This is a genomic window from Candidatus Endoriftia persephonae (genome assembly GCF_023733635.1).
In the GTDB taxonomy this organism is placed as follows: domain Bacteria; phylum Pseudomonadota; class Gammaproteobacteria; order Chromatiales; family Chromatiaceae; genus Endoriftia; species Endoriftia persephonae.
On sequence record NZ_CP090569.1, the window covers coordinates 1,968,970 to 1,987,934 of the forward strand.

General features: G+C 59.0%; 15 protein-coding genes, 1 tRNA gene and 3 pseudogenes. 9 read left to right on the forward strand and 10 right to left on the reverse strand.

Annotation, left to right across the window (positions count from 1 at the left end; genetic code table 11):
- Positions 1-6: 6 nt before the first annotated feature.
- Positions 7-1,212 (reverse strand): class I SAM-dependent methyltransferase, encoded by a 1,206-nt coding sequence (locus L0Y14_RS08780; RefSeq protein ID WP_006473794.1) that lies wholly within the window; start codon positions 1,210-1,212, stop codon positions 7-9.
- A gap of 62 nt (positions 1,213-1,274) precedes the next feature.
- Here L0Y14_RS08780 and L0Y14_RS08785 point away from each other — a divergent pair, with 62 nt between their 5' ends.
- The gene (locus L0Y14_RS08785) at positions 1,275-2,030 is read left to right on the forward strand and encodes a pteridine reductase (protein ID WP_006473793.1); all 756 of its coding nucleotides are present in this window, start codon (positions 1,275-1,277) and stop codon (positions 2,028-2,030) included.
- A gap of 94 nt (positions 2,031-2,124) precedes the next feature.
- Positions 2,125-2,235: pseudogene (locus L0Y14_RS08790) on the forward strand (IS200/IS605 family transposase); the annotation flags it as partial.
- A 178-nt stretch (positions 2,236-2,413) separates the two neighbouring features.
- On the opposite strand, the pseudogene L0Y14_RS08795 reads toward L0Y14_RS08790, so the two are convergent.
- Positions 2,414-2,527 (reverse strand): annotated as a pseudogene (locus L0Y14_RS08795) (IS30 family transposase); the annotation flags it as partial.
- Positions 2,528-2,561: 34 nt separating this feature from the next.
- Between L0Y14_RS08795 and L0Y14_RS08800 the strand changes: the two are divergent.
- A pseudogene (locus tag L0Y14_RS08800) lies at positions 2,562-3,347 on the forward strand (integrase core domain-containing protein); the annotation flags it as partial.
- A 43-nt stretch (positions 3,348-3,390) separates the two neighbouring features.
- On the opposite strand, the gene L0Y14_RS08805 reads toward L0Y14_RS08800, so the two are convergent.
- The 5 genes from L0Y14_RS08805 to L0Y14_RS08825 all read right to left on the reverse strand — a co-directional run bounded on the left by L0Y14_RS08805 (position 3,391) and on the right by L0Y14_RS08825 (position 5,285).
- Entirely contained in the window at positions 3,391-3,705 is a 315-nt protein-coding gene (locus L0Y14_RS08805; protein WP_040818647.1) for a VIT domain-containing protein, read from the reverse strand.
- A gap of 5 nt (positions 3,706-3,710) precedes the next feature.
- The gene (locus L0Y14_RS08810; RefSeq protein ID WP_040818644.1) at positions 3,711-4,133 is read right to left on the reverse strand and encodes a MerR family transcriptional regulator; all 423 of its coding nucleotides are present in this window, start codon (positions 4,131-4,133) and stop codon (positions 3,711-3,713) included.
- 505 nt (positions 4,134-4,638) lie between these two features.
- Positions 4,639-4,729, reverse strand: a tRNA-Ser gene (locus L0Y14_RS08815).
- Positions 4,730-4,815: 86 nt separating this feature from the next.
- Positions 4,816-5,091, reverse strand: coding sequence for a YbaK/EbsC family protein (locus L0Y14_RS08820; RefSeq protein WP_083825096.1), 276 nt, complete (start codon positions 5,089-5,091; stop codon positions 4,816-4,818).
- The gene (locus L0Y14_RS08825) at positions 5,073-5,285 is read right to left on the reverse strand and encodes a hypothetical protein (RefSeq protein WP_006473787.1); all 213 of its coding nucleotides are present in this window, start codon (positions 5,283-5,285) and stop codon (positions 5,073-5,075) included. The genes L0Y14_RS08820 and L0Y14_RS08825 overlap by 19 nt, the downstream gene beginning before the upstream one ends.
- Before the next feature lie 79 nt (positions 5,286-5,364).
- Here L0Y14_RS08825 and L0Y14_RS08830 point away from each other — a divergent pair, with 79 nt between their 5' ends.
- Positions 5,365-6,192 (forward strand): class I SAM-dependent methyltransferase, encoded by an 828-nt coding sequence (locus tag L0Y14_RS08830; RefSeq protein WP_006473786.1) that lies wholly within the window; start codon positions 5,365-5,367, stop codon positions 6,190-6,192.
- On the opposite strand, the gene mobB is transcribed toward L0Y14_RS08830, so the two are convergent.
- From mobB to L0Y14_RS08845, 3 genes are all read right to left on the reverse strand, one after another.
- The gene (mobB, locus tag L0Y14_RS08835; protein ID WP_006473785.1) at positions 6,176-6,712 is read right to left on the reverse strand and encodes a molybdopterin-guanine dinucleotide biosynthesis protein MobB; all 537 of its coding nucleotides are present in this window, start codon (positions 6,710-6,712) and stop codon (positions 6,176-6,178) included. The two genes, L0Y14_RS08830 and mobB, sit on opposite strands and share 17 nt — an antisense overlap.
- A gap of 139 nt (positions 6,713-6,851) precedes the next feature.
- Positions 6,852-9,623: a pyruvate, phosphate dikinase gene (gene ppdK, locus L0Y14_RS08840; protein WP_006473784.1), complete on the reverse strand. Its 2,772-nt coding sequence runs from the start codon at positions 9,621-9,623 to the stop codon at positions 6,852-6,854.
- Positions 9,624-9,876: 253 nt separating this feature from the next.
- Positions 9,877-10,797 (reverse strand): PEP-CTERM domain protein, encoded by a 921-nt coding sequence (locus tag L0Y14_RS08845; protein ID WP_040818641.1) that lies wholly within the window; start codon positions 10,795-10,797, stop codon positions 9,877-9,879.
- A 337-nt stretch (positions 10,798-11,134) separates the two neighbouring features.
- Between L0Y14_RS08845 and L0Y14_RS08850 the strand changes: the two genes are divergently transcribed.
- The 5 genes from L0Y14_RS08850 to L0Y14_RS08870 are packed head-to-tail and all read left to right on the forward strand — an operon-like array spanning position 11,135 to position 18,713.
- Positions 11,135-12,613 (forward strand): sigma-54-dependent transcriptional regulator, encoded by a 1,479-nt coding sequence (locus L0Y14_RS08850; RefSeq protein WP_005965969.1) that lies wholly within the window; start codon positions 11,135-11,137, stop codon positions 12,611-12,613.
- Positions 12,582-13,952, forward strand: coding sequence for an ExeA family protein (locus L0Y14_RS08855; protein WP_006473780.1), 1,371 nt, complete (start codon positions 12,582-12,584; stop codon positions 13,950-13,952). Before L0Y14_RS08850 ends, L0Y14_RS08855 begins: the two co-directional genes overlap by 32 nt.
- 11 nt (positions 13,953-13,963) lie before the next feature.
- Positions 13,964-15,607 (forward strand): type II secretory pathway protein, encoded by a 1,644-nt coding sequence (locus tag L0Y14_RS08860; protein WP_006473779.1) that lies wholly within the window; start codon positions 13,964-13,966, stop codon positions 15,605-15,607.
- Positions 15,604-17,001 carry a tetratricopeptide repeat protein gene (locus L0Y14_RS08865; RefSeq protein WP_006473778.1) on the forward strand — a complete coding sequence of 466 codons (1,398 nt, stop codon included), beginning with the start codon at positions 15,604-15,606 and terminating at the stop codon, positions 16,999-17,001. The genes L0Y14_RS08860 and L0Y14_RS08865 overlap by 4 nt, the downstream gene beginning before the upstream one ends.
- Positions 16,995-18,713, forward strand: a complete 1,719-nt coding sequence (locus L0Y14_RS08870; RefSeq protein ID WP_251859171.1) for a GspE/PulE family protein — start codon at positions 16,995-16,997, stop codon at positions 18,711-18,713. The genes L0Y14_RS08865 and L0Y14_RS08870 overlap by 7 nt, the downstream gene beginning before the upstream one ends.
- Positions 18,714-18,965: the final 252 nt, after the last annotated feature.

Here is an 18,965-nt window from a genome sequence, read left to right on the forward strand (position 1 = left end):
GTTCGGCTACAGACGACCTCGCAGATCGAGTAGGCCGAACCCGCGCATTCGGTTCTTCATCTGCTTGGTAAAACCGATCACCTTGAACCGCTCTCCCATCTCCGACGGCAGTGTCAGTTTTTTCACGCCCTGAACCCGCGCCATGTGGGCAGCAATATCGTCGGGATCTGATCCGGCGAGCAGCTCGTCCAGACCACTTGCCATGAGAAAATGGGCCTGAGTAGTGTAGCCCGCCAACGCAAATCCGGCCTGCTCCGCCGCCTCCGCCACAGCCGTAAAGTCCACCTGCGCGGTGATATCCTGCAACCCAGGCCAACGATAGGGATCGGCGTGGGCACGATGACGATAGTGACACATCAGGGTGCCTTCGCTGCGTTGTGGATGGTAATACTCACTGCGTGGATAGCCGTAGTCTATGAGTAACACTGCGCCCCGCTCGAATGCTCCGCCGAGGGCAGCAAACCAGGGGCCCAATCGCAGATTCAGCTCCGACACATATCCACCGCTACCCACCGGCAGTCCCGCCAACCGTCGCTTGACCTGTTCGCTGAAACCTACTGTCTCGGGCCTGGCAAAGTGATCGCGAAATCCTTCCTCCTGCCAGACAACAAAGCCCTCCTCTATCCCCGCCTCTGAATGACGGAAACGGCTGGCAGGCATCGCGTCCAACAGTTCGTTGGCCAGCACAAAGCCTTCGAATCGAGACGGCATCTGACTCAGCCAGCTCACCCGCTCCAGCAGCTGGGGCACCCGCTCCCGCAGGATTTGTCGCTGACGCTGCTGCAGCTCCGGGCTCAGCTCCAGAATCAGATAGCGGTTTGGCAATTGTCCCAACCGTTCCAGCTCTGCCAGTAGATCCACAGCCAAAACACCGGAGCCTGCACCAAACTCCAGAATATCGCCCTGTGGCAGCTCACCCAGCAGCTCTGCCGCCTGGTGTGCGATGCACTGGGCAAACAGGGGCGAGACCTCCGGTGCGGTAACAAAATCCCCTGCCTCACCAAACTTGCGACTGCCCGCCACGTAGTAACCCAATCCCGGGGCATAGAGCGCCAGTTCCATAAAATGGTCGAAGGAAATCCGCCCGCCTGCCGCCTCGATCTCATGACGAATCCTTGTCTGCAACTGCTCACTGAGTTCTAGGGCGGCAGGATCGGGAGGGGGCAGATCAGAGACCGGAGCTCTTCCGGGGAGGCGAAATGAAGCGGACATGAATTCAGAATCCTAGAGCAATACGATATGGTAGGGCCGACATTCAATCATGGAGTATTGGCATGACGCAAAATGGATCGTCCCTAGCAGGCAAAACGGGACTGATCACCGGCGGCGTCCACCGCATCGGCGCGGCAATCGCCCGCCAGCTGCATGCCGAGGGGATGGACCTGATCCTGCACTACCGCAGCTCCAGCGTCGCCGCCGCCGAACTGCAGGCAACGTTGCAGGCACAACGCCCTGACTCGGTGCTGCTGCTACAGGCTGACCTGCACCAGACCGACCAGCTCGAGGGCCTGATCGAGCAAGCAGTTAAATTCCGTGGACGCCTCGACCTGCTGGTCAACAACGCCTCAAGCTTCTACCCCACCCCACTGGAGAGCCTAAACCAGGCCGACTGGGATGACCTGATCGGCAGCAATCTAAAGGCCCCCCTATTCCTCTCCAAGGCAGCGGCGCCTTGGCTACGCGATCAGCGGGGCAACATCATCAATCTGGTCGACATCCATGCTGAGCGCCCCCTCAAAAACCATCCGATCTACTCCATCGCCAAGGCTGGCAACGCCATGCTGGTGAAGAGCCTGGCCCGGGAACTGGGTCCGGAGGTACGCGTCAACGGCATTGCCCCCGGCGCAATCCTCTGGCCTGAGCAGGATATGACAGACCTGGCCAAGTCAGAGATCCTGCAGCGAACCGCCCTGAAACGCCCCGGCCAACCAACCGACATTGCCCGCACACTACTGTTTCTCATCCGCGACGCCGACTATGTGACAGGTCAGATCATCGCAGTGGACGGAGGCCGCACCCTGCAGCAGTAAGGGGCTGGAAGTCGCCAAAATCTTGCGCATTAAAAGCCAGATTATTGAATCCCTTGGGGCTCTATTCCCCACAGCTTGCTGTGAATATGCGTGAATGAGCGAATATATTCACAAGAACCATAACGTAACGGTATTGATGTATCACTTGGTGCTTCTGGCAAAATATAGGCGAGCGGTATTTGACGATGCGGTAGATGAGGAGCTTTAAAAACCCGCATGGATATGAGGTGGTGCTCACCAATTATGTGCGGGTTTTGGTAACCATCTACGGTTGTGAATAAGATGATCCAAATGGCATCAGCCAGCGCGGGATCAGCAATCACTTCATGCCAGTGATCAACGGGGATTTGACTCTTAGCTTCAAGTTTGAAGTGCAACAAAAGTCATATTGATGTATAGCAGTACTCTGGTGATTTAAAGCCTAACCTCTTGCGAGGCCTGGTATTGAGTCTCTTAGCAATTGAATTGCATAGATGCTGAGTTACTGAAGCCATAGATTGTAGTAGTTCAGACTTGATCTGACACCACCCTCCGGCGCATGGGCAGATGAGAACCAGCAATGAGCTGCGTAAGCGGGGCGTGTTTGTCTCCCCCAGTGGCGTGCGCAGCATCTGGCTGCGACACAAGCTGGCGTGTTTTAAGGACCGCCTGCGCGCCCTGGAGGAGAAGATGTCCCAGGAGGGCATGATTCTCACCGAAGCGCAGGTCACGGCCCTGGAAAAGAAGAAATACGATGACGAAGCTACCGGTGAGATCGAAACGGCCCATCCGGGCTATCTCGGCTCCCAGGATACCTTCTATGTCGGCACGTTGAAGGGGGTTGGTCGGATCTACCAGCAGACGTTTGTAGACACCTATTCGAAGGTGGCCTTTGCCAAGCTGTATCAGACCAAGACGCCGATCACTGCCGCTGACCTGCTGAACGACCAAGTGTTACCGTTCTTCGAGCGCCACGCACTGCCAATGCTACGCATCCTGACCGACCGGGGCACTGAATACTGCGGCAAGGCCGAGCAGCATGACTATCAACTCTATCTGGCGCTGAATGATATTGACCACACCAAGACCAAGGCGAAATCACCGCAGACCAACGGCATCTGCGAGCGTTTCCACAAAACGATCCTGAACGAATTTTACCAGGTGACATTCAGGAAAAATCTGTACGCTGATCTAGAAAGCCTACAACAGAATCTCGACGAGTGGCTACTGTACTACAATGAGCAGCGGACACATCAGGGACAGATGTGCTGTGGCCGCACACCATTGGCCACGCTGGAAGACGGAAAACAAATCTGGCAGGCAAAGTTCGTAGGCTGAATTTGACCTGACAGTCACGCCATCGGAACCGGTAACTGTCAGATCAGGTCGCGACTACTACAGCTGAATCGCCCTTGTCGATAGCATCCTCGTAGCGTTCCTCTGCCTCTCCCTTGGGTTGCACCACGCCTCGCAGCTTTTTTCCGTTGAGTTCCAGGGAGAGATCCAATAACACAGCATCCAACGGAAGAGGAAAAGTGTAGACCGCCTCGATATTGACGTTCTCCAGATTCCTATAGACATGGGTCACAACAACATCTGCAAACAAGCCGCGCAAATTTGCCTGAACATCGACAGATTCAAGGGCGATGCGAGCCTCACCTATGGGTTCGAGTACAGCGGCGGTGGCGATTGTCATTATGATTACTCCTTTCCTGAGCAGATTTTTTCGTAAAGGTCCATCACCCCTGTAGCGAGTTCCCGAACCTCTTCCGGTGCCAGATTTGCTCGTTTTGGGTCAATAGTGAGCTCGACGCCATCATTGATGACAACATGACTCCAAACCTCTACCGAGCCCTTTTGTCGTGGCCGGAGTGGAGGCGTCAGGGCCTCTTCTCCACCTGCACTGAGCAGCTCCCGGATACGGTCCAGGGACAGCCCGGCCTGTTGCCACTTTCGAATCTCCAGCAGTTGGTCGAGGTGACGGGTCGTGTAGTGTGCTCCGCGGCCAGCCCCATCAGGCCGATCCACCAGTCCGATCTGGATGTAGTACCGCACCGTTCGCCTGGGCAGATCCACGAGACCACCGAGTTCATCCAGGGTGAATAAACGCTCTTTCTCTTCCATGACAGATAATATAGACAGCTTTACTGTCGCATTAAAGTGGCAATTTCATGATTAAGGCATAGTTTAACCTGCGGCACAGGATGAAGTTTGGTTGTAGAAACAGACGGTCCGCTTCTGGCGCACTCGGTCTACCTGACTGATAACACGACCGGTAGTTATGCGGCCAGATCAGCGATACCCCTGGTTGCCCCGACACTGATACCCGCTAGTAAGCACCCTAGATGTTCGCCCCGGTTCTCCGGGGCCACTCTTCGAAATCGAACAAAAACCGGGCAACCAACCTAACCCATTGATTTACTGGCTTCCTGCAAGCGTAACAACAGCACTTGATGGGTACGCTTCCGATGGCTAGTCACAGAGAATATCGGCCGAAGAGAGAGCCAGAGAGGGAGAATGTCGGGGTTGAATTAAAATGGCCCGGTACGCTTGATCCGGCCGGAAGGCCCGGAGTACCGGGGCTCAGACGTAAAAAAACCGGCTTCAGAGAACCGGTTTTTTCGTGAATTGGCGGAGAGGGAGGGATTCGAACCCTCGGTACGCTATTAACGTACACACACTTTCCAGGCGTGCTCCTTCAGCCGCTCGGACACCTCTCCAGAAGGGAGCGCGAAGATTATACCAGTTTGGTCCGGCACGCAAATTCTATCGCGTCCTGTCAGACGCAGGCATTACGGCTCAGGCTTTAGATATGCTCGCTCACGTTGACCGGCTCCGCATCACCCAGCAGGCTTAAAAATTGCTGGCGGGAAACCCGGATCACCAGGCTATGGTCACCGGCTTCAAAATAGATCTCCGGCTGATCGGCAAGTGAACGATCCAGCAGGGTTTCGATGCCATAGGGCTGGCCGGAGGGAGGCACCGAGCCTGGTTCGCAGTCGGCAAACGCATCGCTCAGTTCATCCTCTTCAATTAGCTCCAGCTCGCGACCGGTGAGGCGCTTCAGTCGCTCGAACTGCAGTCGGTGGGAGCGGGGATTACCACCATTAGATAGCTCTGATCATCCCCCACCAGCACACTTTTAGCCATCTTGTCGCCGGGCACGTGCATCGCCTCCGAGGTGCGCAGAGCTGAATCGGTTCGGCTATGTTCAATCACATCAAACTCGATACCCTTGTTTTGCAGGAACTCTTTGAATGTAATGGCAACTGACATAGTCTCCTCCTCTCCTTCGACACTCCTGTTTTTAGTATAGTTTGGCTCTTTGGCGAATCACCCACGGACTGGATACGGCATGATACAGAAGAAAAAACAGCGACACCTGCAAGCAGATCAGATGGACCGACATCGGCTCTACGAGCTGTCGGTACAGTGTGCCGAATCGGAGATTGATTTTGTCGACGACACCTTCAAACGGCTGCGAGGTCACCGTGCCAAACTGCTGCGTGAGGACTTCTGCGGCACCGCCAACGTCTGCTGCGAGTGGGTAAAACGGCGCAGTAGCAACCAGGCGATCGGCATCGACCTCGATCCTGAGGTGCTCAAGTGGGGGCGAAAACACCACATCGACGCGCTCAATCCGGCACAGGTAAAACGCATCGATCTGCTGGAAAAAGACGTGCTCAAGGCAAAGACCACACCGCCCGATATCATCTCCGCAATGAATTTCAGCTACTGGCTGTTCAAGGAGCGCAAGACGCTCAAGCGCTACTTCAAGCGGGTCCAACAGCAGCTGGCTGAGGGCGGCATCCTCTTCATGGACGCCTATGGCGGCTACGACTCTTTCCGCGACATCATTGAGGAGCGTGAGATAGAGGCGGAGGGCTTGCGCTTCACCTATATCTGGGAGCAGGAGAAGTACGAGCCGATCAGCGGCAGCCTGATCTGCCACATCCATTTCGACTTCCCCGACGGCTCACGCATGGAGCGCGCCTTCAGCTACGATTGGCGCCTCTGGACCCTGGCGGAGATCCGCGAACTGCTCGATGAGGCAGGCTTCAGCCGCGTGACCTTCTACTGGCAGGGCTTCGATGAGGATGGCGAGGGCGACGGCGATTTTCAGCCAGTCGATGAAGGCGATGCCGACGCCGGCTGGATCTGCTATATCACGGCCGAGAAGTAACCGCGCCCACCACCTGCTCCAGAATAAACGCACAGATCGCCGCTGCATCATTGAGATCGAACTGTGGCAGCGGTACCGACTGAGCCACCGGCCCATCACTGGCAAAGGCGATGATCGAATCGTCCTCGGTAAACAGCAGCGGCTTGTTCAGCGACGGCCGGTGCAGTTCGATCTTGGGAAAGGCGACGTGTCGGAACCCCTCCACCAGAATCAGATCGAGCTGGGCGCTGTCGAGCCGCTCGAGCATGGTTTGCAAGTCAGGATCCCCCTCCACCGGCTCCTCCACCATCAATGCCCAACGCTGCGCAGTGGCCAGCAACACCTGCCCCGCACCCGCCTTGCGCAGCTCGTAGCTGTCCTTGCCCGGCTTGTCCACATCGACCTTGTGGTGGGCGTGTTTGATCACGCCAACCCGCAACCCTTGCGCCTTCAGCAGCGGGATCAGTCGCGTCAGCAGGGTGGTTTTTCCGGTGCCGCTGTAGGCGGCAAATCCGAGCAGGGGAACGGAGGCATGGATCATTGTTGTGCCTTGTCGAGTTGCCAAAGAGGCACAGAGTTTACGGGAAAACAGGGCGATCTATCACCAACCCAGGGTAGGAGCAGCGCACCGACAGCACGAATCTAATCTTTCGCACCATCAGTGGCGCTCCAACAGGTGATCAGGTCTTCACCGCATTCAGCGCTGCATGAGCCGCTGCCAGACGCGCCACCGGTACCCGCGGTGCAGAGCAGGAGACATAGTTGAGTCCGGCCTGGTGGCAGAAGGCGATCGACTGGGGGTGACCGCCATGTTCACCGCAGATGCCCACTGAGAGTTCCGGCTTGACACCACGCCCCCACTCCACCGCCAGCTGCATCAGCTTGCCCACACCCTTGGCATCCAACACCTCAAAGGGGTTGTCCTGCAGGATGCCGGCCTGGTTGTACATCGGCAGGAACTTGTTCTCCGCATCCTCGCGGGAGAAAGAGAAGGTGGCCTGGGTCAGATCGTTGGTGCCAAACGAGAAGAACTCCGCCTCCTCGGCCAGGGACTCGGCACGCATGCAGGCGCGCACCACCTCAATCATTGTGCCGAAGCGGCAGTTCAGACGCTGGCCGCTCTTCTGTTCTACATCGCTGCGAATCTCATCCATGTAGCCGCGTACCCGCTTCAGTTCCTCCGCGGTGCAGACCTGGGGCACCATCATCTGCGGGTGCACCTCGATGCCGATCGCTGCACACTCCGCCTCCGCCTCGAGGGTGGCGCGGATCTGCATCTTGTAGATCTCAGGAAAGGTGATGCCAAGGCGTACGCCACGATGGCCGAGCATCGGGTTCACCTCGGTAAGCGCACGCACCTTTTTCAGCATCAGGGTCTTCTTCTCGATCGCCTGCTCGACCAACTCCAGATCGACGATATGGCGCATTGAATCGGCCTCGCTCTTCGCCGCGGAGGGGTCGTGCAGCAGGATCATCGAACCAGCCAACACCTCCATCCCGAGCACCGAACGGCGCAGGTGACTGAGCTGCTCCAGATCACTCTGCAGCTGACGTTCAGTCGGCAGAAATTCATGGATTGGCGGGTCGAGCAGGCGGATGGTCACCGGCAGCGGCGACATCACCTCGAACAGCCCCTTGAAGTCGGCGCGCTGCATCGGCAGCAGCTTATCGAGCGCCGCCTGGCGCTGTGCCTGGTCCTCGGCGACGATCATCTCGATTACCACCGGCAGCCGCTCCACCGCATTGAACATCCGCTCGGTGCGGCACAGGCCGATCCCCTTGGCACCATATTTGAGCGCCCGGGCCGCATCGTTCGGGGTGTCGGCATTCGCCATCACCCGCAGGTAGGCAACCTCGTCGGCCCACTGTAGCAGCCGGTTGAGCTCCGCCGAGAAATCGGGCTCGACCATCGGGATCTCCCCAAGAAAGACGTTGCCGGTACTGCCGTCGATAGTGAGCATGTCACCCTCGCGAATCACCCTACCGCCCACATAGGCCTCGCGCCGCTGCACATCCACATGGATCCCTTCGGCGCCGGCCACACAGGGCTTGCCCATACCGCGCGCCACCACCGCAGCATGGGAGGTCTTGCCACCACGGCTGGTAAGTATACCCTGAGCAGCGAAGAAACCGTGGATATCCTCCGGCTTGGTCTCCTCCCGCAGCAGGATCACCTTCTGCCCCTGATCCTTGCCCTGAATCTCGGCCCGATCGGCATCAAACACGGCAAAGCCGGAGGCGGCACCCGGTGAGGCAGGCAATCCCTGGGCAATCGGCTCCACCCGTGCCTTGGGGTCGAGTCGCGGGTAGAGCATCTGCTCCAGATGGGCTGGGTCGATGCGCAGCAGCGCCTCCTCCTTGGAGAGCAGCCCCTCCTGCACCATCTCCACTGAGGTGCGCACCATCGCGATAGCGTTCATCTTACCGTTGCGGGTCTGCAGACAGTAGAGAGTGCCACGTTCGATGGTGAACTCGAAGTCCTGCACCTCCTTGTAGTGGCTCTCCAGCTTGTCGCGCAGCTCAGCCAGCTGGCGGGCCATCTCCGGCATCTCGTCGGCCAGTTTGTCGATGGGCTTGGGGGTGCGGATGCCAGCCACCACATCCTCACCCTGGGCATTGATCAGATACTCACCAAACAGCTTATTCTCACCAGTACCAGGGTTGCGGGTGAAGGCGACGCCGGTGGCGGAGTCATCACCGCGGTTGCCGAAGACCATGGTGCAGACGTTGACTGCGGTGCCGTTGGCCATCTCCGGGGTGATGTTGAACTCGCGACGATAATCCACTGCCCGCTTACCCATCCAGGAACCGAACACCGCCTTGATCGCGATCTCCAGCTGATCGTAGGGGTCTTCAGGGAAAGCCCGACCGGTGTGCTCCTCGAAGACCCGCAGAAAGCGTTCGCTGATCTCCTTCAAGTCATCTGCGGAAAGCCCCACATCGGCGGTCACATGGGCCTTCTGCTTGACTGCATCAAACTCCGCATCGAATAGTTCGTCGGGCACGTTCAGCGCCACTTTGCCGAACAGCTGGATGAAACGTCGGTAGGCATCGTAGCCGAAGCGGGCATCGCCAGTTTGCTCAAACACACCCTGCAAGGTGTCGGCATTCAGCCCCAGGTTGAGGATGGTGTCCATCATGCCCGGCATCGACATCGCCGAGCCAGAGCGCACCGACACCAGCAGCGGATTCTGTGCGTCCCCAAAGCCTTTTCCAGTTGCCTGCTCAACCGCCGCCATCTGCTCACGCACCTGCGTCATCACCCCTTCCGGCAGACCGCGACTGGTCTCTTCCAGATATTCGAGGCAGGTCTCGGTAGTAATCACAAAACCAGGCGGCACGTTGAGCCCAAACTGAGTCATCTCGCAGAGGTTGGCCCCCTTGCCACCCAGCAGATGTTTGTTCTTTCCATCGCCATCCTGAAACGCATAGACGTGCCGTTTACCACTCATCTTTTCACTTCCTCATGTTAGAGACGAAAGCCGTTTTCGGCTTTGCAGGGTCGGACCATCTCGAATAATAGACCCTTATGCTGACTGCACCATGACTTGCAGCAGGTGGATTGAATCGTGGCGATATAGATAGGCGACGAGGAGAAGAAGCTGCACCGCTGGAGCAGGGTGATTTCAGACAGGATAAGGTAGAGACGAGCAGACCTCATCAAGGCATGAGGGCCGCTCGCCTTGCCAAAAGCAAGTGGCGGATTCAGGACGGACTGTGGCCGGCGCCAAGCCGCTGCTGGCGCACGGCACTCCACACCATACCGACCATGCCCAACAGCATCAGGGAGAGTGACGATGGCTCGGCGACATAGACGATGTCTGCATTGTTGAAGTACAGATTCACTATCGCATCAGGATCAGGATCCTGCCCATCTGATCCGACATGGGAGTAAGACGAGAGGGCGTAGGTATGGCCCTCCTGCAGATCGTAGCTGCCGCGAAGTCTATTATCGTACCAACTACCACCGCCAGATATTCCACCCGACACATGGGACCCAAGGGTCAAGTCGTAGAGGGAGAATTCGGAGTAGACATCTGGAAAAAAATCGAATATTCGGCTCCAGACATCCAGACTAGCGTCCTCCCCGGTCACCTGAAACGTCCAGTCCAGCTTGATGCTTCCCTCCGACCACCAATCGTAGTACCCACTCACCGCATCTAGGTATGGATCCTGATTATAGCTCCACCCTGATATCTCATAGATCAGTTCGATACTAGGATTTATGCGGTCAAAGTAGTACTCAACCGTTGCCCGCGAATTGCGGTCAGCACCGAGGTGAGGGCCTGGAGACATTCCGGGGACAACATACTCAATCCCGTTATAGGTCATCGGGTTGGTGTAATGGTATTCAGTCCAAGAACCGAGCTCAAATTCATCAACCCCTGCCTCTTGCAAGGCATGGATAGAACCACGATATCGATCTGTATCCTCCGCGATCAGGTCTGTCCGGGCGCCATCAACCCAGTAGAAGAGCTGAGCGCGGGTATCTATCTCGATCTGATCCTTGATCACTTCAATCCTCGCCGCCCCAGCCTGCGGCAGATAAAGCAGTGCGCACAAAAGTGCAACGATTGAAAAAAACCTGGTCTTGGCACTCACGCCATGATTGCCGTCCTTCTCCATTGGCCTCTCCCCTCTACATCCAATCAGCAGCTTGATTTAGCTCGATATTTTCTGCGACTCGCGGACTCGCCAAAAATAATGGAGATAGCGCTCCTCTCCCCGCAAAACCCCCTACACATCAAGCATAATATGATCTTTTGTGAGGTCAATCACAAATACAGCATCATTATCCGCTTGCACAAAGCATCTCTCAGCACTCCCACGGCGACTCCCAGCCCGCCGCACGGCACACCTTTGCTTGCCTTAGGAAATTAAAGTCACAGCCCCAACGTGCCGATAGCCCCACCAACAGCGGTGACCCAAGCGTCAGAGCAGCCTTTTCAACCGATAGTGAATCATGGCGAAATCACAGACGATGCCAACCGACTCTGCCAACCAGGCCCCCAGATCACGGCCCGCCCTGTTACTGGTGGATGATGACCCCGCGATCGCGGAGGCCCTCGGCTTTCTGCTGCGCAAGGAGTACCAGGTGCATCTAGCATCGAACCGGGCCGAGGTTACCCGGCTGCTCAGCCAGCACCCGGCAAACCTGAAACTGGCACTGATCGATCTGGGACTGCCGCCAACCCCCCACCGACCGGATCAGGGGTTCGCCATCATCGGCGACCTGCTGCAATTCGACGCCAGCATCCGCATCCTGATCCTTTCTGGCCAATCCCAGGAGGACAACATCCGCCACGCCTTCAGCCTCGGTGCAGCAGATTTCTTCCCCAAACCCTGTGAGCCACAGCTGCTGAAGGCCGGCCTCAAACGCCAGCTGATGCTCGCCGAACTCGAAACCCATTCACCAACTAGCGGCATGGCACATGGCCTAATCGGCACCAGCGAGGCAATGCAGGGCCTGCGCGGGCAGATCGCCCAGTTCGCCCCGAGCGAATTCCCGGTACTGATCTCCGGCGAATCGGGGACCGGCAAAGAGCTGGTGGCACGCGCCCTGCACCAGGCCGCTGAGCGGCGTGAGCAACCCTACTTGGCGCTCAACTGTGCCGCCTTCTCCCCTGACCTGCTGGAAGCTCAGCTGTTCGGACACGCCAGAGGCGCCTTCACCGGTGCGCAGCAGGGCAAGAAGGGCTTCTTCGAGGAGGCCAAAAGCGGCACCCTGTTCCTCGATGAAATCGGCGAGATGCCACTCAGCCTGCAGGCCAAACTGCTACGAGTACTTGAAGATGGCGAATACTATCGGATCGGCGAGACTAGCCCGCGCCACTCCCAGGCCCGCATCATCGCCGCCAGCAACCGCAATCTGAAACAGGCGGTTGAGCGGGATCGCTTCCGCGCCGATCTCTACCACCGTCTCTGCGTACTCACTATCGAAGTGCCACCATTGCGTCAGCGCAGCGACGACCGCAACGAGCTGCTGGTTCACTTCATCAACAAATTCGCAGACTCGATCCACTCTTTCCGCCTCTCGGCCGAAGCACAGGCACTGTGGCGCAGCTACCCTTTCCCCGGCAACGTGCGCGAACTACGCAACATTGTTATCCGGCTCGGCACCAAACACCCGGATGGGCTGGTGGGGGCAACCGCACTGCGCCAAGAGATCGACCCACAAGGCACTCCATCGATCGAGTCAGCGGCGATAGATCACCAGGATGCCCCAACCAGCCTGCTTCAGCGCGAAGGATTTGAACTCGACCGATATCTAAACCAGCTGGAACAGCACTATATCCAGGCCGCCCTGGAGATGGCCGGCGGCAGCCTCAGCAAGGCTGCGCGGCTGCTGCATATCAACCGCACCACCCTCTACAGCAAGGTCAAAAAGCTTGAAAAAGCGGAGCAGGCCCATGTACCTGAAACAGTTCGGCCTCACTCGTAAGCCCTTCGCCATCACCCCCGATACCCGCCGCTTCTTCAGTGGCGCCAGCCGCGGCGCGGTGCTCGACGCCCTGCTCTATGCCATCACCAACGGTGAAGGCATCGTCAAACTGGTCGGTGAAGTCGGCAGCGGCAAGACCATGCTCAGCCGCATGCTCGGCGAACGCCTACCCGCCTCTGTCGACCTGGTCTACATCGCCAACCCCAGCCTCACCGCCGACGACATCCTGCGGGCAATCGCCATCGAACTGGGTTTCGATATTGCGCAGGACGCCCGACGCTTCGAAGTCATGCAGCAGCTGCAGAGCCGCCTGATCCAGCACCACGCCGAACAACGCCAAGTGGTGGTCTTCATCGACGAAGCCCAGGCAATGCCGCTACAGACCCTGGAGCAGATCCGCCTGCTCAGCAACCTGGAGACCCGCGACCACAAACTGCTGCAGATGGTGCTGTTCGGCCAACCCGAACTCAACCGCAAGCTGGCCGACCCAGAGATCCGCCAGCTCAGAGAGCGCATCACCTACAGCCTCGAACTGCCCCCCCTGAGCAGCGAGGATGTGCATGCCTATCTTAACTTCCGTCTCCAGCAGTCAGGCTATCAGGGAGTGGAGCTCTTCTCCCGCTCGCTGGCTCGAAGGGTGCACCGCTACAGCCAGGGACTGATCCGCCGGATCAACATCATCGCCGACAAAAGCCTGCTGGCCGCCTACTCCGAAGGCAGCTCCCAGCTGCGCCACCACCACATCCGACTCGCCGCACAGGAGTCGGGGCTACTGCATGGCACGCCGCGCTGGCTCTATGCCGCCGCCAGTCTGTTGCTCGGGTTGACTGGCCTAACCCTCTCCCAGGCAGAACGGGTACCATACCCTGCCGCTCAGCCACCCTCCCCGGTTGTCGCCGCGACACCATCGGAACAGACCGTCTCAGTCGCACCAGAGCCGGCAGGCACCACACTCACAGAAGCTGCCCTTCCGGCGACATCAAAGAGATCCAGAGACAGTGACGAATTAATCAACCGCCGACTGCGGGCCACCCGCCAGCTGCTCACCGACGACAGCGCCGGGGGCTACAGCATCCAGCTGCTTACCACTCAGCAGAAGCCGGTCTATCTAAAAAACTTTTTCGCCGAGCACGGCGAGCAACTCGATCCTGAGCAGGTCTTTATCTACCCCCTGCACTCCAAAGGAAGCGACTATTTCATCGTGCTCTATGGCCACTATGCCGACCCCAAACTGGCTGACAGCGCACTCAATGCACTGCCAACTGCCCTCACCAAGGGCCGACCTTACATACGCTCCCTGCGCCGTATGCGCGACGAAGCGCAACCCTGGCAGGGATAAGGAGAGTCTCAGTGCAAACCACTGATCTGACACCGAAACCACAGCCTGCAGGCATCCTCCTGGCGGTCTGCCTGCTACTGGTAGGCTGCGGCCCGACTCGGGCACCAACCCCATCCACTGGACACCTGCTGCCGAAACCAACATCGGCCCAGCCGGGCGCGGCGATCCCACCGCCGGTCACCCGCCCTGCACTGCTGCCAGAGCCCCGCGCAGAGGCGCCACTGGAGAGCTACACCGTGGTGGTCAGCGACGTGCCCCTGCGCGAGCTGCTGTTCACCCTGGCGCGGGATGCTGGTCTTAACCTTGACATCGACAACAACATCACCGGCAACATCACCCTCAACGCAGTTGACCAGACTCTACCGCGCATCCTCGACCGCATCACCCGCCTCAGCGCGGTGCGCTATGAGATAGACGACGATGTGCTGCGGGTGATGCAAGACACTCCCTTCCTGCGCAGCTATATCGTTGACTATGTCAACCTGTCGCGTCAGAGCAGCAACACTATCCAGATCTCCACCAAGGTGGCCAGCAAGGTGGCCGGGGGCGAGGGCGGCGAAGGCGAAGGCAATACCTCCAACACCCAGCTCAAGGGAGAGGTGAGCAATCGATTCTGGCAGAGCCTGTTCGTCAACCTCACCGCCATCATCGGAGATAAAAATCCATCCGGCGGCAGCGGTAGCGAATCCGGGGGCGTCAGCCTCGGCTCACCCAACATCATCATCAACGCTGAAACCGGCATGATTGCGGTGCGCACAACCGCCAAGAAGCACCAGGAAATCGAGCGCTTCCTGACCCAGGTACTCGACAGCGCCAGACGACAGGTGCTGATTGAGGTCACCATCGCCGAGGTGGTACTGAGCGACCACTTCCAGGCCGGCGTCGACTGGAGCCTGATCGGCAGCGACATCGGCATCAACTCAGCGATGATCGGTCAGAACCTGCTGCAGGCGCCACTCGCCAGCCTCACTCTCAGCGGCAATATCAATGGTGACCCGTTAAACCTCACCCTCAAGGCGCTGGAAAACTTCGGCAAGGTCAAAGTGCTCTCCAGCCCCAAGATCATGACCCTCAACAACCAGCCGGCGGTGCTGCGCGTCACTGACCAGCGGGTCTACATGATCACCGATGTGGAGGTGGAGGAGGACCAGGAGACCAAGACCAAGACCCGCACCTTCGAAACCACGGTCAACACTGTGCCAGAGGGGCTGGTGCTCACTGTCACCCCCTATGTGGATCAGTTCGACACCGTGATGCTCAACATCCGTCCCACCATCTCGCGCATCCTGGGCTTCGTCGAGATGCGCAACCAGGAGCTGGACGAGGCCAATGTGATCAACCGTGTGCCAGAGATCCAGTTGCGCGAGATGGAGACAGTGCTGCGTGTCAGTAGCGGCGACTCGGCGATCATCGGCGGGCTGATGCAGGACGCCATCGACAACTCACAGAACAGCCTGCCCGGTGTCACATCGATACCACTGCTGGGGGATCTCTTCTCCTACCACGACAAACAGGTCTCAAAGACCGAACTGGTCGTCTTCATCCGCCCCACAGTGATCCACAAGGCGAGCCTGCAGGGCGACCTAAAACCCTTCAGGACGATGACCCAAGACCTGCTGCCGGCTGCCGACCGTGAACCAGGTGAAGCCCTATGAGTCTGTTGCTCGACGCGCTCAACAAGGCCTCCGAAGAGAACTCCCAGGGCACCAGAAAGCTCGTCGATGTGCCCCATGCGGTACCCAAATCCGAGCCACTGGTGCTGGATCTAGAGCCCACCGAGCAGACTCAGCTCCCGCCAGCCGCTCCCCCCGAAGACGACCTTGCTAACGCCCTTGCCGATCGGCTCGACCATGGCAGCGATGAGCTGATACTGCCCCAACCACCAGAGATCAACATCGAGCCTGAAGAGAACAAGCAGATCGAGCCCCCCGAAACCAGGCCAGCTGATGAGGCGCCGGCCGAAAAAAAGGAGACCACCGAACCACTCGATCCACAAAGCCTGCAGCAGTTGATGCAGGGCTGCCGGCGCAATCGCCAGCATCGCCATCTCTGGCTGATACTCATCGCGATGCTGGTGATTGGCTTGCAGATAGCCGCAGGCTACTGGTACTACCTGCAGCAGTCGCTGATTAGCAACGAGGTTCGAACCTTTTCCCCCACGCTGACCGAACCTCTCCAGGATAATCCTCTGAGCAGCGCCGCGCTCACCTCCCCCCTTGCCGACGAACCGCCAATTAGCTCCAGCCAGGAGAGCCACCCGCTGTCCACCGGCAACCTCAGAAGCGATACCAACAAAAGCCTGGTGAAACCAACCAATCTCATCGGCAGCAGCAGCCCCGAGAGCGCCACACTCCAGCCCAATAAGACCAGCCCCACTCCACCCGCCATCCAACAGAAAATAGAGGAGGATCCGGGGTTTGGTCTGCCCAGCCGCATCATCATCAAACGCACTCAGCGACGCACAGCACACCGCTCACCGGCAGCTTCCGCCTACCAGGCTCTACAGCAAGGCCAAACAAAACAGGCCGAGAGACTCTACCGCAAGCTGCTGCAGAAAGAGCCGCACAACCGCGATGCCCTGCTCGGACTGGCCGCACTGGCCCTGCAGTGGGGAGACCTGGAGAGCGCCGAGGCCCACTACCAGCAGCTGCTGCGCCACGATCCCCACGACGCCGATGTGCTGGCCGCACTGGCCCTGCTGGAACCACGCAGCAGAGACCCGGGCCTGGAGCTACGTCTGCGCCGGCTCGCTGAACAGCAGCCCGACAACCCACGCCTGCACTTTGCCCTGGCCAGCCGTCACGCCGCCCGGCAGGAGTGGCGGCGCGCCCAGCAGGCCTATTTCGACGCCTGGAGCCGCAGCCGCGACAACCCCGACTATGCTTTCAATCTCGCGGTCGCCCTCGATCATCTGGGAAAAATAACCCACGCAGCCAACTACTACCGCAAGGCACTCGAACTGGCACGCAGCCGACCGGCCAGTTTCACCAACGCCGCCGCACAACAGCGTCTGACACAGATCGATCCGGCAGGAGTGCTGCCATGGTAACGGCCGCCAACCAGCCGAAAAAACAGGCCAAGCCTCTCGGCATCCAGCTGGTCGAACAGGGGCTGGTGACCACCGATCAGGTGGAGATCGCCCTCAAGGAGCAAAAACACCGCGGCGAGCCTCTCGGACAGATCCTGATCTCCCTCGGCTTCATCTCCGAGGCGGTGCTCACCGAGGTGATCGGCGAGATCTTTGGCGAGCGCAGTGTCGATCTCTCGAGCATCATCCCCGACGCCGAGGCGCTGGCGCTGATCGACCGCGAGACCGCGCTGCGCAACCGGGTGCTGCCGATCACTCTGGACCAGGAGAACGGCACACTCACCCTGGCGATGGAGGACCCCAACAACCTGGTGGTGCTCGATCGGCTGCGGGTACAGATCCCCCGTCAGCTGCGCATCACCCCGATGATCGCCGGCAAGCGCGAGATACTACTCGCCATCGACCAGTTCTACGGCCACGAGCTGTCGGTGGACGGCATCCTGCGCGAGATCGAGACCGGCACGGTGGACTACGAGGCACTGGCCGAGGAGGCGCAGGAGTATGAACACCCGTTGGTGCGGCTGGTGGATGCGATCATCGCCGACGCGGTGAAACGCGGGGCCTCAGACATCCACTTCAACCCGGAAGAGAAGTTCCTGCGGCTACGCTACCGTATCGACGGCGTGCTGCACCAGATCCGCAGCCTGCACAAGGATTTCTGGTCGCCGATCAGCGTGCGCCTGAAGGTGATATCGGGGATGAACATCGCTGAGACCCGCGCCCCCCAGGACGGCCGCATCTCGATGACCATCCGTGGCCACCGCATCGACTTCCGGGTCTCCGCCCAGCCCACCACCCACGGCGAAAACTTTGTGCTACGTATCCTCGACCGGGCCAAGGGCATAGTACCGCTGGACAAGCTCGGCTTGCGCCACGACAGCCACACCACGCTGAAACTGATGATGGCCCGCCCGGAAGGGATCATCCTGGTCACCGGCCCCACCGGCTCGGGCAAAACCACCACCCTCTACTCGATGCTCAATCATCTCAACTCCCCGGAGGTCAACATCATGACCCTGGAAGATCCAGTGGAGTACCCGATCAGCATGATCCGCCAGACCTCGGTCAACGAGGTGGCGCGGATGGACTTCGCCTCCGGCATCCGTTCGCTGATGCGCCAGGACCCAGACATCATCCTGGTCGGCGAGATCCGCGACCAGGACACCGCCGAGATGGCGTTCAGGGCCGCGATGACCGGCCACCAGGTCTACTCCACCCTGCACACCAACTCCGCCGCCCGCTCGATCCCGCGCCTGCTCGACATCGGCGTCACCCCCCAGGTAATGACGGGCAACATGATCGGTATCGTCGCCCAGCGGCTGATCCGGCGCCTCTGCGAGCATTGCAAGGAGGGCTACCAACCCAGCGAGATAGAGCAGCGACTGCTCGGCATCAGCAGCGATAAGGCGGTGCAGATCCACCGCGCCACGGGCTGCAACAAGTGCAACAACACCGGCTACAAGGGACGCCTGGCACTGATGGAGGTACTGCGCTTCGACGATGGGATCGATGACTTGGTCGCAGCCAGCGCCTCCTACCGTGAGGTGGAGCGCTACGCCATCGGTCACGGCTTTATTCCCCTGGCCGAGGACGGTATCCGCCGTGTTCTCGAAGGCGTCACCAGCCTCGACGAACTGTCCCGCGTTGCCGACCTCACCAAGCGGCTGGAGTGAGCCCGCCTTATGCACGGTGGCGGCCAGAACCGGAGAAAACATTATGAACACTGGAGAAAATACGACTCTACATTACCTCATCCAAGGTGTGAGCGGTTCTGGCCTATCACGGTTCTGGCTTGTTCTGGCACGCCTGGGCTTGCTGTTATTCCGCCCACCCCTGGGCTCCACCCTTCGGGCCAGCCTGCGGCTGTTCAAATCTGCTACCAACAGATTCGTCACTCAATCCATAGCAGCAGCTATGGATCTCAC